Consider the following 14,044-nt stretch of genomic DNA (forward strand, 5'->3'; position numbering starts at 1 on the left):
GGTTGTCACCCGGAAGTTGGTTCTTCCTCGTCGCTTCGTGGCCGCCGCGCACCGCCGATCGTGGTCACGCAGCGTCCGTCACCGGGGCGCACGAGGCGGATCAACGCAGGTCAGAGCCGGACGACCCCGAGCGGGTGAACGCACGGACAGCGAGCGGTCACTGACGGTAAATCTCCGAGATCCACCCACCCGGGCGGCACGGGCGCCCGGGCCGTTGCAGATTCTGCGACCGGCGCGGGTCCGCTCTCAGTGCTCGGCGGTGGGCAGCGACGCCTGTCGGTCCAGGCCCCACAGCTCGAGCAGCCGGGCCTCCAGACGGTCCAGCTCCCCGGCGACGGCGAGGTGCGCCCGGCGTCGTCGGGCCGTCGGCATCTGCTCCGCCGAACGGACGGCGGCCTCGAGGTCCGACAGCCGGTCGCGGGCGTCGCGCGCGAAGGCACGGACGTCCGCGTCCTCCTCGCGCCGCCGCTCGATCTCCCGTACGGAGGAGGCGAGGTTGTGCGCGCGCGCGTAGAGCGCGGTGCCGCGGCCGGAGAACGACGAGAGCTCGTCGGGCGCGACGCCCAGGCGGCGGGCGCGCGTCTCGTCGAGGCGGGACCGCGCGGCGCCGACCGCCTGGTAGACCAGCGGGGCCACGATCGGCACGACGATCCGCGCGATGCCGATCCAGCGCTTCACCGTCGCCCCGGTGAGGTGGGTGTCCTCCGCCGCGGCGGCCTTCTCCGCCTCCGCGGCCTCGGCGATCTTCTCGGACGCCAAGCGGTCGGCCTTCGCGGCCTTCCCGGCCTGCTTCTCCGCCTTCGCCGCGTGCTTGGCGGCGCGGCGGGACCAGACGACGACACCGTCCGAGTCGTCGAGCTCGACCGTGTGGCTGGTTCGCCGTGCCATCGGGTGTCCTCCGGGGTCCTCCCGGGAGGCCCCGGGGACGATCGCGTCGTGGGGGACGGTTCCCCACGGAGGCCGGACCCTAACGGGGGGTCGCCCACCGTGGGCGGCGACACGGAGACCGTCGGGGGTCCGTGGCACGCTCGGGGACATGAGCAGCGTGGATCCCGACGGCCGGCCGGTGCCGGCCCCGGGTGGGCGGAACGGCGTCGACGCCGCGCGGGGCGCGGTACTGCTCGACGCCGCCGTCACCACGCGCTGCCGTCGCCGGGTGCACCTCGAGCACGACCCGACGGCCGGGACCGCGGCCGGGGCCACCGGGGTCGAGGGCGCCGGCCAGGTGGTCCTGCCCGAGCCCGATCCCGGGGTCGAGATGCGCGTCGCCGACGCCGCGGAGCACCGGGCGCAGCTCGCGGCGCGGTTCGCCCAGCACCTCGGCGACGCCTACCGCCGGGTGCCCGACGGGCGGCGCGGCGAGCGGGTCGAGTCGACCCTGGCGGCCGCGGCCGACCCGGCGGTGTGGGCGGTCGGTGCCGCCGAGCTCCCGCCGGGTGACGGTCGACGGGGGCACGCGGAGCTGCTCGTGCGGGAGTCCGGCGACGCGGCGGGCGGCTGGTACCCGGTGATCGTCGTGCGCCACCGGGTGACCGATCCGGGGACCGGCGCGGTCACCTCGCCGGTCGGTCGGCCGCACCCGGGCGCGGCGGCGCCCGATCCGGACCGGAAGGTGCGGGCGGTCGCGCGCGACCTGCTGCGGCTCGCCCACCTGCACCGCATGCTCGCGGCGGCCGGGCTCGGCGCCGGGGCGGCCTGGGGCGGGGTGGTCGGCCTGGACGCGGACTGCGTGGTGTGGACCGACCTCGCCGCCGCGCCCGGCAACGAGGCCGGCCGCAGCCCGCTGGACACCTACGACCGGCGGTTCGCCGACCGGCTGGCGGTGGCCCGGGCCGCGCGCGACGGCGGGCCCGCGCTCGCCTCGCCCTCCCGGATCACCGAGTGCCGCCGGTGCCCGTGGTGGCCGGTCTGCGAGGCCGAGCTCCGTCGGGCCGACGACGTGAGCCTGGTGGTGCGGGGGGAGGACGCCCTGCGCCTGCGCGGCCGGGGCATCACCACCGTGCGCACGCTGGCGGCCCTGGATCCCCGCCGGGGTCTCCCGGAGCCGCCGGAGGCGGACACGGGGGCGGGCGGTGAGCTCGGCGGCGAGCTCTCGGCCGACCTGCGCGAGGCGGTGGCCCTGGCCCGGGCGTGGCGCGCCGACGTGCCGCTGGTGCGGCGGGTCGGGCGGCCGGACGTGCCGCGCGGCGCGGTCGAGGTCGACGTGGACATGGAGAGCCTCGGTGAGGACGGCGCCTACCTCTGGGGGGTGCTGCTCTCGGGGGCCGACGTCGGCCTGGAGCACGGCTACCGCGGCTTCGCGACGTGGGACCCGGTCCCCACGCGCGACGAGGCGCGCTCGTTCGCCGCGTTCTGGGCCTGGCTGACCGACGTGCGCCGGCGGGCCGACGAGCGGGGTCTGTCGTTCCGCGCCTACTGCTACAACGAGCAGGCCGAGAACCGCTGGCTGCGGGGCTCGGTGGAGCGGTTCGCGGGCGAGCCGGGCATCCCGGCGGCCGACGAGGTCGAGCGGTTCATCGCCTCGGAGGAGTGGATCGACCTCTTCCCCGCCGTCAGCACCTCGTTTCTGTGCCCCCACGGCAAGGGGCTCAAGCGGGTCGCCCCGTCGGCCGGGTTCGCCTGGCGCGACCCGGAGGCCGGCGGGGAGAACTCCATGCGGTGGTACCGGCGGGCGGTGGGCCTCGACGGCGAGCCGCCGGAGCCCGCGATGCGGGACCGGCTGCTCGTCTACAACGAGGACGACGTCCGGGCCACGCACGCCCTGCGGACGTGGATGACCTCGGACGCGGTGCTGGCGGTGCCCCACCTCGACGACCTGCGGCCCGACCCGGCGGGGCCGGGCGGGCCGGGCGGGCCGGGCGGCGAGCTCAGCGGGGCTGCATGCGCAGGGAGCCGTCGAACCGGATGACCTCGCCGTTGAGGTAGTCGTGCTCGACGATCATGCCCACGAGCTGGGCGTACTCGTCGGGCCGGCCGAGGCGCTGCGGGAAGGGGATGCCCTTGGCGAGCTCGTTGCGGAAGGACTCCTCGACGCCCGCCAGCATCGGGGTGTCGATGATTCCGGGGGCGATCGTCATGACCCGGATGCCGAACTGGGCCAGGTCGCGCGCCGCCGGCACCGTCATGCCGACCACGCCGCCCTTCGAGGCGGCGTAGGCGATCTGGCCGATCTGCCCCTCGTAGGCCGCGATCGACGCGGTGTTCACGACGACGCCGCGGGCCCCGTCGGTCAGGGGCTCGGTCTGCGCCATCGCCGCCGCACCGAGGCGCATGACGTTGAAGGTGCCGATCAGGTTGACGCCGACGACCGAGGAGAACACGCCGAGGTCGTGCGGACCCTTCTTGGACAGCACCCGGCCGGCCGTGCCGATGCCCGCGCAGTTGACGACCACGCGCAGCGGCAGGCCGGTGCCCACGGCCGCGTCGACCGCCGCCTGCACCTGGTCGGCGTCGGTGACGTCGGCCGGGACGTAGTCGACGCGCTCCAGCTTCTCGGCGGCGTCGATCGCCTTCGGCAGGTCGATCGCGATGACGTGCGCCCCGCCGGCGGCGAGCCGCCGCACGGTCGCCCCGCCGAGGCCGGAGGCCCCTCCGGTGACGATGGCCGCGACGTCGGTGGTGTCCATGGGAGATGTGCTCCTCGTTGCGCTCGGGTCGGTGGTCCGCCTCGGGCGCGGAGGCTATCCCGCGGCGGTCAGCGCTGACCGCCGCGGGAGACCGCCCGCACACCCTTCGTCACGACCGGGCGATCCCGAACTGCCAGTCGTCGAGGTAGCGGGACGCGAAGCCCGCCTCGCAGTAGGCGAGGTAGAAGTCCCACATGCGCACGAAGGTCTCGTCGAAGCCGAGGGCCCGGACCTGCTCGGAGCGCCCGAGGAAGTCCTCGCGCCAGCGGTGCAGGGTCTCGGCGTAGTCGAGCCCGATGGTGCGGCGGTCGTCGATGCGCAGCGAGGTGTGCCGGACCAGCGTCTGCTCGATCGCCTCGACGCTCGGGATGATCCCGCCCGGGAAGATGTACTTGTGGATCCAGGTGTACGACGCCTTGGTCGCCTGGAGCCGGTGGTGGGGCATGGTGATCGCCTGCAGGCCGAAGCGCCCGCCGGGCGCGAGCAGCCGGTCGATCGCGCGGAAGTACTCCGGCCAGTAGCGCTCGCCGACCGCCTCGATCATCTCGATCGAGATCGCCGCGTCGTACTCGCCCTGCGCGTCGCGGTAGTCGCGGATGTCGATCGTGATCCGGTCGGAGACGCCCGCGGCCACGGCGCGGGCGCGGGCCAGCTCGGCCTGCTCGACGGAGAGGGTGAGGGTGGTGACGCGCGCGCCACGCTGTGCGGCGCGGATGGCCGCCTCGCCCCAGCCGGTGCCGATCTCGATGACGCGGGAGCCGTCGCGGACGCCGGCGAGGTCGAGGACGCCGTCGACCTTGCGGTGCTGGGCGGCGGTCAGGGACTCGAGGTGCCGCCCGTCGGGGCCGACCGGCCCGTCGAACCAGGCCGCGGAGTACATCATCGACTCGTCGAGGAAGAGCTGGAACAGGTCGTTCGACAGGTCGTAGTGCCGGTGCACGTTCTCCTGCGAGACGGCGGCGTCGGCGGCGCGCTCCTCCCGCGGCTGGCCGCGGTCGTAGAGCCGGCGCAGCTTGCGCACCGGCCGCGGGACCAGCGACTCGATGTGGTCGGTGAAGCACCGCATGACCCCCACGAGGTCGTCGGAGTCCCAGTCCCCGACCATCCAGCCCTCGCCGAGCCCGATCAGCCCGTCCGTGCCCAGCCGGGTGAAGCACGCCTCGGGACGGATGAGCCGCATCGCCGGCCCGGCCGGGTCGCCGCCGTCCACGGAGCCGTCCGGCCACACCAGGCGCATCGGCATCCGGCGGACCGCCGCCCGCAGGAGCGACCGGGCGACGACCATGCGGATCCGGTTGGCGCCCGGATCCTGCAGCCCGGGCCAGACCCCCTCGGCGGGACGGGGCAGGACGCGCTCCTCGCGCGCCGGGGCCTGCTCGGGCGGGGGCATGGTCGTCGACACGGGATGGGGTCCTCTCGCGCTGTGGTCTCAGGCACGTGACGGGGTCCGTCGGCCCCGACGTTCGGCGCAGGGCCCGCGATCGTTCGGTCGAGCGCGGCGATCACGTCGGCTACCGTGGCGACCGCCACGCGAGAAGGGGTGAGCACGCCGGTGGACGCGAGCGAGGAGCTGCAGCGCCTGGACGCCGACCTCGCCGACGGCCGGGTCGACGCGACCACCTACCGCCGGCGCCGGGACGTGCTGATCGCCCGCCGCCGCGAGGAGGCGGCCGCCGTCCGGGCGAGCGCGGCCGCACGCCCGTCGGCGCCGGTTCCGCCGGTCGAGCCCGTGCGGCCGGTGGAGCCGGTCCCGCCGGTGGAGCCCGTGCCGCCGGTGGAGCCCGTGCCGCCGGTGGAGCCCGAGCCGCCGGTGGAGCCCGTGCCGCCGGTGGCCGCGGTCGACCCCGTCCCGCCCGCCGTCGTCGACCCGATCCCGCCGGCGGCCACGGAGCCGGACCCGGTGCCGGTGCCGGAGCCGCCGACGACGGGCGAGGGGGCCCCACCGCCCGCCCGGTCGGGCGAGGGCGTCGCCGGCCCGAGCGGGCCGGAGTCCCCGACCACGGATGCCTTCCCCGTGCCGCCGCCGCCCCGCACCGCCCCGGCGGCCGACCCGTTCCCGCCGCCGTTCCGATGGGGTCCGGCGGTGACCTCGGCCGAGGCGGACGTCACGCAGGTGGTCCCGGACGCCGCGGAGGACACCCAGGTGGTGGCGCCCTCGACCTTCCGGCCGCCCAGCTTCGTGCCGCCGGAACGCACCCAGGTCGTCGCCGGGCCGCACGCGGGGCGGCGGCCGTCCCCGCCCGTACCGGCGTCGCGCACCACCCCGCCCTGGTCGGCGCGTCCCCCGGAGCGCCCCGACCCGTCGTCGGGCATGGCGGGGTCGGACGTGTTCTACGGCGGGCGCCGGGACCTCGCCTCGACGATCGGCACGGTGGCGGTGGTGGTCGCGGTGATCCTGATCCTGGTGCTGTCGTTCACCCTGGGCTGACCTACGCTCCGGGCCCGTGGCCACCCTGGTGACGTTCCACGCCCACCCCGACGACGAGTGCATCTCCTGCGGGGGCGTCATGCGCTCCGCCGCGGACGCGGGCCACCGCGTGGTGCTCGTGGTCGCGACCGGCGGCGAGCACGGCGAGATCGTCCCGGGGGTCCTCGACCCGGGCGAGACCCTGGGGCACCGCCGCCACCGCGAGACGCTGGAGTCGGCCCGCATCCTCGGCGTCGCCCGGACCGAGTTCCTCGGCTACGTGGACTCCGGGATGGTCGGCACCGAGACCAACACCGGCGACGGCGCGTTCGCCGCCGCCGACGTCGAGGAGGCCGCCGGGAAGCTGGCGGCGATCCTGCGCGAGGAGGACGCCGACGTCCTCACCATCTACGACGACCACGGCGGCTACGGCCACCCGGACCACGTCCAGGTCCACCACGTCGGCGCCCGCGCCGGCGAGCTCGCCGGCACGCCCCGCGTCTACGAGGCCACCATGAACCGCGACGAGATGCGCCGGCTCATGACGATGGCCGCACAGATGGGGATGGGCGACGGCGAGGGTCCGGACGAGCGGGAGCTCGACACGATGGGCACGCTCGAGGCGGAGCTCACCACCCGCGTCGACGTCACCGCGTGGCTCGACGCGAAGCGGGCCGCCATGCGCGCCCACGCCAGCCAGATCGCGCCGGACTCGTTCTTCCTCGCCCTGCCCGACGAGGCGTTCGCCGCCGCGTTCGGCACGGAGTGGTTCCGACGGGCCGGAGAGCCCGCGGGCGGCCCGTTCGAGACGGGTCTGTTCGGCTCCTGACCGGCGTAGCGTCGCGGCCATGAGCTGGTTCGGCCGCGACGAGACCACGATGGTGGACCCCGCCGACGCCCTGCCCGGGCGCCGGTCGCCGCTGCCCACCCTCGAGCGCAGCCTGGTGAACGGCCGGCCGTTGAAGCCGCCGTTCCCCGAGGGGCTGTCCACCGCGGTGTTCGGCATGGGCTGCTTCTGGGGCGCCGAGCGGCTGTTCTGGGACGAGCCCGGGGTGTGGGTGACCGCGGTCGGCTACTCCGGGGGTTACACGCCGAACCCCACCTACGAGGAGACCTGCACCAACCGCACCGGCCACGCCGAGGTCGTGCTGGTCGTGTTCGACCCCGCCGTCGTCAGCTACGCGCACCTGCTCACGCGGTTCTGGGAGTCGCACGACCCCACGCAGCGGATGCGCCAGGGCAACGACGTCGGCACCACGTACCGGTCGGCGATCTACCACGCCGACGAGGAGCAGCGCGTGGCGGCGGAGTCCTCCCGCGCGGCCTACCAGGAGGCGCTGACCGCGGCGGGTCGCGGCCAGATCACCACCGAGATCGCCCCGCTCGGAGCGTTCTACTACGCCGAGGACTACCACCAGCAGTACCTGCACCGCGTGCCGAACGGCTACTGCTCCATGGCCGGTACCGGCGTCGCGTGCCCGACGGGGCTGGGCGTCGAGGCCGAGCAGCACTAGCCTGCCCGACCGTGGAGATCACGGTCGAGTCCGAGGGCCACCGGCTGGGCACGACCTACCGCCGCGCCGACGACGACGCGCTGGCCGGGCCGGGTGGCCGCCCGTGCGTGGTCATGGCCCACGGCTTCGGCGCGACCCGCGACTCCGGGCTCGCGCCCTTCGCCGATGCCTTCACGACGGCGGGTGCGGACGTCCTGCTCGTCGACTACCGCGGCTTCGGGGACTCCGAGGGCGAACCGCGCGGCCACGTCGACCACCGCGCCCACCGGCGCGACTACCACGCGGCCGTCGCGCGGGCCCGGCTGATCGACGGGGTGGACCCGGAGCGCATCGTGCTGTGGGGCTCGTCCTACTCCGGCGGCCACGTGGTCGCGGTCGCGGCGCAGGACCGGCGGATCGCCGGGGTCATCTCGCAGGGAGCCGCCATGGACGGCCTCGGCGCGCTGGTGGAGATCCTGCGCTACGCGGGGGCGTGGCAGTTGCTGAAGGTGTCCGCGCACGCCGTGGCGGACGCCGTCGGGCACGCGCTCGGCCGTCCCGACCACCGGGTGGCGGTCTACGGTCCGCCGGGTACCGTCGCCGCGATCACCGCCCCGGACGCCGAGGCCGGCTACGGGGCGATCATCGGCCCGACCTTCGTCAACACGATGCCGGCCCGCGACATCCTGACGATCCCGCTCAACCGACCCGTGACCGCCGCCCCCCGCGTCCGCTGCCCGATGCTGCTGGTCGTCGCCGCGTCCGACTCGATCGCGCCACCGGCCGCCGTGCGGCGGGCCGCGGCGACGGCGGGCGGGCCGGTCGAGACCCTCGAGATCGACTGCGGGCACTTCGACATCTACCGCGGCGAACCGTTCGGCACCTCCATCGAGCGGCAGATCGCGTTCGTCCGGTCGGTGTAGGAGACACCCGTCCGAGTGGTGTGACGCGGAAGTCGAAACACTCCCGCAGCCGTGGCGATAGCTCGGGTGTCAGCGGGCGCAGGGGACCCGCTCTTCTCGGGGGAGAACACCATGGGCCGCCACCACACCGCCGACCAGCTCGTCGACAGCGCCGTCGCTGCCGCCGTCATCCCGGCGCCGCGGCGCTCGCCCGAGGACACCCCGGCCCCCGTCGTCGTCCCGCAGCCCCGCGGGTGGCGCGCCCGCCGCGCGGCGAAGGCGGACGCCGCCGCCGCCCGCGCGCAGGCCGTCGCCGTCGCGCACGCCCAGCGCCGCGCCCGCCAGGTCGCGCTGGCCTCGCTGGGCGACTGAGCCGGCCGACCCGGAACCACGAACGGGCCGTTCGTCACGGAAGACCGTGATGAACGGCCCGTTCGTCCGTTTCCGGGGGTCCCTGCCTCAGCCCTCGAGCACGTAGCCGCGGCCGCGGATCGTCCGGATGCGCTCCGCGCCGAGCTTGCGCCGCAGGTAGCCGATGTAGACCTCGACGATGTTCGAGGTGGGCGGGCCGCCCCACACGCGGGTGACGAGTTCGTCCTGCGACATCGCCTGGCCCCGCGGGTGCCGGATCAGGGCGTCCACCACGGCGTACTCGGTGCGCGACAGGCTCACGGGCTTGTTCTCGACGAACACCTGCTCGAGCGCGGTGTCGACCATGACCTCGCCGCGGCGCAGGTAGAGCTGCGCGGTCGGGCGGTCGTCGCCGAGGCGCAGCCGCAGCCGCGCCAGCAGCTCCTCCATGGGGAACGGGGTGACGAGGTAGTCGTCGTGGCTCGCGCGCAGCGTGGACACGGTGCGGTCGCGCGCCTCGGGGGAGGTGAGCGCGATCACGGGGGTGCGGGGGCTCTCGCGGTGGAGGTCGGCCAGGACCTCGACCGGACGCAGGCCGCTCATCTCGACGTCGAGGACCACGGCGCGGGCGCCGCCGGCCCGTGCCGCGGCCCCCACGCTCCAGCTCTCGCGGAGGAGTTGGGGTTCGAAGCCGTTCGACCGCAACGCACCGACGAGCACGCTCGTTGTGCGGTGCGGAGGGGCCACGCACAGGACGCGGCCGCGCTCCGCGAGCTCCGTGCGGGCCGCCGTGGCGTCCGCATAACGATTGGGTTGCATCGCCGACCAGGTTGCCGTTCGTGCACCTCGGAGGCAACGTGCGCGCGCCGAACGGCGGCGTGACGCGTGCGACGGGCGGCTCCCTGAGAGCGGGAACCGGCGTTAGTCGCAGCGATTCCGCCGTGCGGAGTAGGACGCCCGCCCTTCGTCGCGTCGCATCGTGCGGTCAGCGGCATCCCGGCAGCTCCGCTCTCAGATCACGGTCCGGTGACGACGGACGCTCCTAGCGTTTCGGCCCGCAGCTCCCCCCACGCAGCGGCGACGTCCGGGCTCCCCCCGGTCGACACCCCGAGCTCCGTCCGACCGGACGCCGCCGCCGCGACCCGGGCCACGCTCCCCAGGGCCCGGGACCGAGATCGTCTGGAGGTCGTCTCCCATGCCCCGACGTGGACGACATCGCACCCGGCTCCCCTTCCGGCTCCTCGCGGCCGTCGCGGCCCTGCTCGTCGGCGGCACGGCCGTCGTCCTGGGCGGGTCCGCGCTCGCGCAGGACGAGGGCGGCGACTCCGGGGGCGGCAGCTTCCTCTCCTCGCTGGTCGGCAGCTCGAAGTCCGACGACTCCGGTGACTCGGACGACTCCGACTCGGACTCCGAGGACTCCGACTCGGGCGAGGACCGGTCCGGCGAGGACAAGTCCGGCGAGGACGAGTCCGGCGACGACGGCCAGGACCAGGACCAGGGCCAGGACGGCGACGACGGTCAGGACCAGGGCAAGGACGGCGAGGAGCAGTCCCCCGACGAGTCCAAGAAGACCGACGACCAGAAGAAGGACGACCAGGACAAGCAGGCCAAGGGCGAGAAGGCGGACCCGTTCCCGGGTCGCGACGAGATCGCGAAGGCCGGCGCCGACCGCTACGTCGACATCACCGAGGTCTCGAAGAACGGCAACATCGGCGACGGCGGCACCTTCACCGGCAACGGCAGCTACTCGGTGGACTGCGGGGTCAGCGACCACAACAACCCCGACAACTTCATGGCGGCGCCGGGCAAGCAGAACGGCGCCCAGCACGTCCACGACTACGTCGGCAACACCACCACCGACGCCAACTCCACCGAGGAGTCGCTGGAGGCCGGCAAGACGTCCTGCCAGAACGGCGAGAAGAGCACCTTCTTCTGGCCCGTGCTGCGTGACCTGAACGGCACCGGCGAGGACGAGGGCGAGAACGGCGGCAGCCTGGACGGCAACGTCGGGAGCATCCTGACGCCGGCCTCGGCGCAGCTGACGTTCCGCGGCCACGGTGACCTCGACGAGATGTCGGCGATGCCCGAGCACCTCATGATCATCATGGGGAACGCGAAGGCCAAGGCGCAGGACGGCAAGAACGCCAACGCCAAGTACACCTGCACCGGCTTCGAGGACCGGGTCACCGACAAGTACCCGATCTGCCCGAGCGGCTCCCAGCTCGTCCGCATCCTCGACTACCCGAGCTGCTGGGACGGCCAGAACCTGCAGTCCAAGGACCTGCGGTCGCACACGGCCTTCCCGGACGAGAGCGGCAACTGCGCGGAGGGCTTCACGTCGATCCCCGCGCTGCGCATCACCCTGAAGTACGACCAGCCGGCCGGCCGGGCGTTCGCGATCGACTCGTTCCCGGACAACCAGCACGACCCGACGACGGACCACTCCGACTTCATGAGCTACGCGTCGAAGGCCATCGCCGAGAAGGGCCTGGACTGCATCCGGAAGGGTGAGACCTGCATCAACGTGACGGGCTGACCACCCCGCCACACCCCACTCGCGCCCCGTCGCCCGACGATCTACCGTCGGCGGCGGGGCGCGCGTGCGTCCTACGGGAGTCCGAGCGACGGGCTGAGAGGGGACCTGGCGGTCCCGACCGTTCGAACCTGATCCGGATCATGCCGGCGCAGGGAACCCGGAGGTCGCCGTATGGCCGTGCCCGCATCCCCCACCGAGCGCGACGAGGTCGCCCCCACCCTCGACGGCCCGGTCCCCCGGTCGCTGGGCTTCCTCGACCAGGGCGCGTTCTGGGCCAACCTCGGGGTCAGCCTGCTCGGTTTCGCCGGGGTGCTCGCCGTGCTGCAGCCCGCGGGCGCGCCCCCGCTCACGGTGACGGCGGCCGTCGTCGCGACCGTGGTCGGGACCGCGATCGGCAGCGCGATGGTCGGGCTCTCGGCCATCCCCGGCGCACGGACCGGGGCTCCCGCGATGGTGGTCCTGCGCGGCCTGTTCGGCGGGGTCCTGTCCTGGATCCCGTCGGTCCTCAACGTGGTCCAGCTGATCGGCTGGGGCACCTTCGAGCTCGTCGTCATCGCGCAGGCGGGCACGCTGGCGATCGGCGGCCCGACCTGGGCGTGGGTGCTCGGCGCGGGGGTCCTGACGACGCTGCTGACGCTGCGCCCGCTGGGCATGCTCCGGCTGCTGCGCCGGGTCGTGACGATCCTCGTCGCGATCTCCGTCGCCTACCTCGCCTGGTGGCTGTTCACCCGCCCCGCGGCCGCCGACCTGGGGGAGAGCGGGTCGTGGGCCGGGTTCTGGGCGGGCACGGACGCGGCGATCGCCGTGGCCGTCTCGTGGATCCCGGTCGCCTCGGACTACTCGCGGCACTCGAAGCGGACCTCGACGGCGTTCACCGCGGCCACCGTGGGCTACGGCCTCACCCAGGTGCTGTGCTTCGTCGTCGGGCTGGCGGCGTTGTCGCTGGTCGGTGGCAACGGCGACGACGTGTTCGCGCCGATGCTGGCGGCACCGCTCGGGGTCGTCGCCCTGCTGGTCCTCACCCTGCGCGAGACCGACCAGTCCTTCGCGAACGTCTACTCGACCGCGGTGTCGGCGCAGAACCTCGTGCCGCGCGCGGACCGGCGGGCGCTCTGCGTCGGGATCGGCGTCCTGATCACGGTGCTCGCCCTGGGCGTGACCATCGACGACTTCGCGGTCTTCCTCGCCGTCATCGGGTCGGTCTTCGTCCCCCTGCTCGGTGTCGGTGTCGGGGAGGCCCTCGTGAACAAGGGCCGGCTCGACCTGTCCCGCTGGGCGCCGTCGCGACCGCTCATGATCGTGGCGTGGGTGGTCGGCCTCGCCGTCTACCAGCTGATCAACCCGGGCGGGGCGCCCGGCTGGTCGGACGCCTGGACCGCGCTGCGGGACGCGATCGGCTTCGTCCCGCCGTCGTGGCTCTCGGCGTCGCTGACGTCGTTCCTCGTCGCCGCCCTGGTCGCGGCGGGGTGCGCCGCCCTGGGGGCCCGCCGGACGGAGATCGTCCGGGCCGGTTGAGATCACGACCGCGCGGTGATCCCCGCCGCGGGAGAGGTGCGCGCCGCGCACCCCGGGCGTCGAGGGGAGCTCCGTCATGCGGGCCGTGGTCTACAAGGGTGCGAACGAGGTGGCCGTCGAGCAGGTCGACGACCCCCGGCTCGAGGCCCCCACGGACGTCCTGGTGCGGATCACCACCACCGCGATCTGCGGGTCGGACCTGCACATGTACGAGGGCCGGACGGTCGCCGAGACCGGCATCGTCTTCGGCCACGAGAACATGGGCGTCGTCGAGGAGGTCGGGTCCGGGGTGACCCGGATCCGGAAGGGCGACCGGGTCAGCCTGCCGTTCAACGTCGCGTGCGGGTTCTGCCGCAACTGCCTGGCGGGCAAGACGGCGTTCTGCCTCACGGTGAACCCGCCGTACGCGGGCGGCGCCTACGGCTACGTCGGGATGGGTCCGTACACCGGCGGGCAGGCCGAGTACCTGCGGGTGCCGTTCGCGGACTTCAACTGCCTGACGCTTCCGTCCGGTGACGAGCACGAGAACGACTTCGCGATGCTCGCCGACATCTTCCCCACCGGCTACCACGCGACCGTGCTGGCCGACCTGAACCCGGGCGAGTCGATCGTCGTGTTCGGCGCGGGGCCGGTCGGGCTCATGGCCGCGTACTCCGCCGTCATCAAGGGTGCCTCGAAGGTCTTCGTGGTCGACAGGGTGGCGTCGCGGCTGAAGCTCGCCGAGGACATCGGGGCGATCCCGGTCGACTTCTCGGCCGGCGACCCGGTGGAGCAGGTCGTGGAGCAGACCGACGGCCTCGGCGCCGACAAGGGCGTCGACGCGGTCGGCTACCAGGCGACCGCGGACAGCGGTGAGGAGCAGCCCGCCGTCGTGCTGAACCAGCTGGTGGACGCGGTGCGGCACACCGGACGCCTGGGCATCGTCGGGCTCTACCTGCCGCAGGACCCGGGCGCCCCGGACGAGAACGCCGCGAACGGGCGGCTGCTGTTCAACGTCGGCCGCTTCTTCGAGAAGGGCCAGAAGATGGGGACCGGGCAGGCCGACGCCAAGGCCTACAACGCGCAGCTGCGCGACCTGATCGTCGCGGGCCGCGCCACGCCGTCCTTCGTGGTGTCCAAGGAGGTTCCGCTCGACGAGGCGCCGGACGCGTACGCGCGCTTCGACGCCCGCGAGGACGGCTACTCGAAGGTCGTCCTCAAGCCGTAGGAGGCAC

At 74.3% G+C, this 14,044-nt stretch carries 13 protein-coding genes and 1 riboswitch; of the genes, 9 read left to right on the plus strand and 4 right to left on the minus strand.

What is annotated here, in order from left to right; genetic code table 11:
- Positions 1-246 precede the first annotated feature (246 nt).
- Entirely contained in the window at positions 247-888 is a 642-nt protein-coding gene (locus WCD74_RS21230) for a DUF6474 family protein (RefSeq protein WP_337696871.1), read from the minus strand.
- Positions 889-1,036: 148 nt separating this feature from the next.
- Here WCD74_RS21230 and WCD74_RS21235 point away from each other — a divergent pair, with 148 nt between their 5' ends.
- Positions 1,037-2,908 carry a TM0106 family RecB-like putative nuclease gene (locus tag WCD74_RS21235; RefSeq protein ID WP_337696872.1) on the plus strand — a complete coding sequence of 624 codons (1,872 nt, stop codon included), beginning with the start codon at positions 1,037-1,039 and terminating at the stop codon, positions 2,906-2,908.
- On the opposite strand, the gene WCD74_RS21240 is transcribed toward WCD74_RS21235, so the two are convergent.
- A complete protein-coding gene (locus WCD74_RS21240) occupies positions 2,868-3,626 on the minus strand; it encodes an SDR family NAD(P)-dependent oxidoreductase (RefSeq protein WP_337696873.1) in 759 nt (252 codons plus the stop codon). The two genes, WCD74_RS21235 and WCD74_RS21240, sit on opposite strands and share 41 nt — an antisense overlap.
- 109 nt (positions 3,627-3,735) lie before the next feature.
- A complete protein-coding gene (locus WCD74_RS21245; RefSeq protein WP_337696874.1) occupies positions 3,736-5,028 on the minus strand; it encodes a class I SAM-dependent methyltransferase in 1,293 nt (430 codons plus the stop codon).
- Positions 5,029-5,166: 138 nt separating this feature from the next.
- Between WCD74_RS21245 and WCD74_RS21250 the strand changes: the two genes are divergently transcribed.
- The 5 genes from WCD74_RS21250 to WCD74_RS21270 all read left to right on the plus strand — a co-directional run bounded on the left by WCD74_RS21250 (position 5,167) and on the right by WCD74_RS21270 (position 8,800).
- Entirely contained in the window at positions 5,167-6,054 is an 888-nt protein-coding gene (locus WCD74_RS21250; protein WP_337696875.1) for a hypothetical protein, read from the plus strand.
- A gap of 16 nt (positions 6,055-6,070) precedes the next feature.
- Complete coding sequence (locus WCD74_RS21255) at positions 6,071-6,862, plus strand: PIG-L family deacetylase (protein WP_337696876.1); 792 nt, start codon at positions 6,071-6,073, stop codon at positions 6,860-6,862.
- Positions 6,863-6,881: 19 nt separating this feature from the next.
- Entirely contained in the window at positions 6,882-7,547 is a 666-nt protein-coding gene (msrA, locus tag WCD74_RS21260) for a peptide-methionine (S)-S-oxide reductase MsrA (protein WP_337696877.1), read from the plus strand.
- Between the two features lie 11 nt (positions 7,548-7,558).
- On the plus strand, positions 7,559-8,449 hold the full coding sequence (locus WCD74_RS21265; protein ID WP_337696878.1) for an alpha/beta hydrolase: 891 nt from the start codon (positions 7,559-7,561) through the stop codon (positions 8,447-8,449).
- A 66-nt stretch (positions 8,450-8,515) separates the two neighbouring features.
- Positions 8,516-8,800 (plus strand): hypothetical protein, encoded by a 285-nt coding sequence (locus WCD74_RS21270; protein WP_337696879.1) that lies wholly within the window; start codon positions 8,516-8,518, stop codon positions 8,798-8,800.
- 87 nt (positions 8,801-8,887) lie between these two features.
- On the opposite strand, the gene WCD74_RS21275 is transcribed toward WCD74_RS21270, so the two are convergent.
- Positions 8,888-9,598, minus strand: coding sequence for a response regulator transcription factor (locus WCD74_RS21275; protein ID WP_337696880.1), 711 nt, complete (start codon positions 9,596-9,598; stop codon positions 8,888-8,890).
- A gap of 376 nt (positions 9,599-9,974) precedes the next feature.
- On the opposite strand from WCD74_RS21275, the gene WCD74_RS21280 reads away from it, so the two are divergent.
- From WCD74_RS21280 to WCD74_RS21290, 3 genes are all read left to right on the plus strand, one after another.
- Entirely contained in the window at positions 9,975-11,315 is a 1,341-nt protein-coding gene (locus tag WCD74_RS21280) for a DUF1996 domain-containing protein (protein ID WP_337696881.1), read from the plus strand.
- Between the two features lie 72 nt (positions 11,316-11,387).
- A riboswitch (TPP riboswitch) is annotated at positions 11,388-11,471 on the plus strand.
- Between the two features lie 15 nt (positions 11,472-11,486).
- Complete coding sequence (locus WCD74_RS21285; protein WP_337696882.1) at positions 11,487-12,830, plus strand: purine-cytosine permease family protein; 1,344 nt, start codon at positions 11,487-11,489, stop codon at positions 12,828-12,830.
- Between the two features lie 76 nt (positions 12,831-12,906).
- Positions 12,907-14,037 carry a glutathione-independent formaldehyde dehydrogenase gene (locus WCD74_RS21290; protein WP_337696883.1) on the plus strand — a complete coding sequence of 377 codons (1,131 nt, stop codon included), beginning with the start codon at positions 12,907-12,909 and terminating at the stop codon, positions 14,035-14,037.
- The last annotated feature ends 7 nt before the right edge of the window (positions 14,038-14,044 follow it).

Source organism: Actinomycetospora aurantiaca (genome assembly GCF_037401875.1).
Classification (GTDB): Bacteria; Actinomycetota; Actinomycetes; order Mycobacteriales; family Pseudonocardiaceae; genus Actinomycetospora; species Actinomycetospora aurantiaca.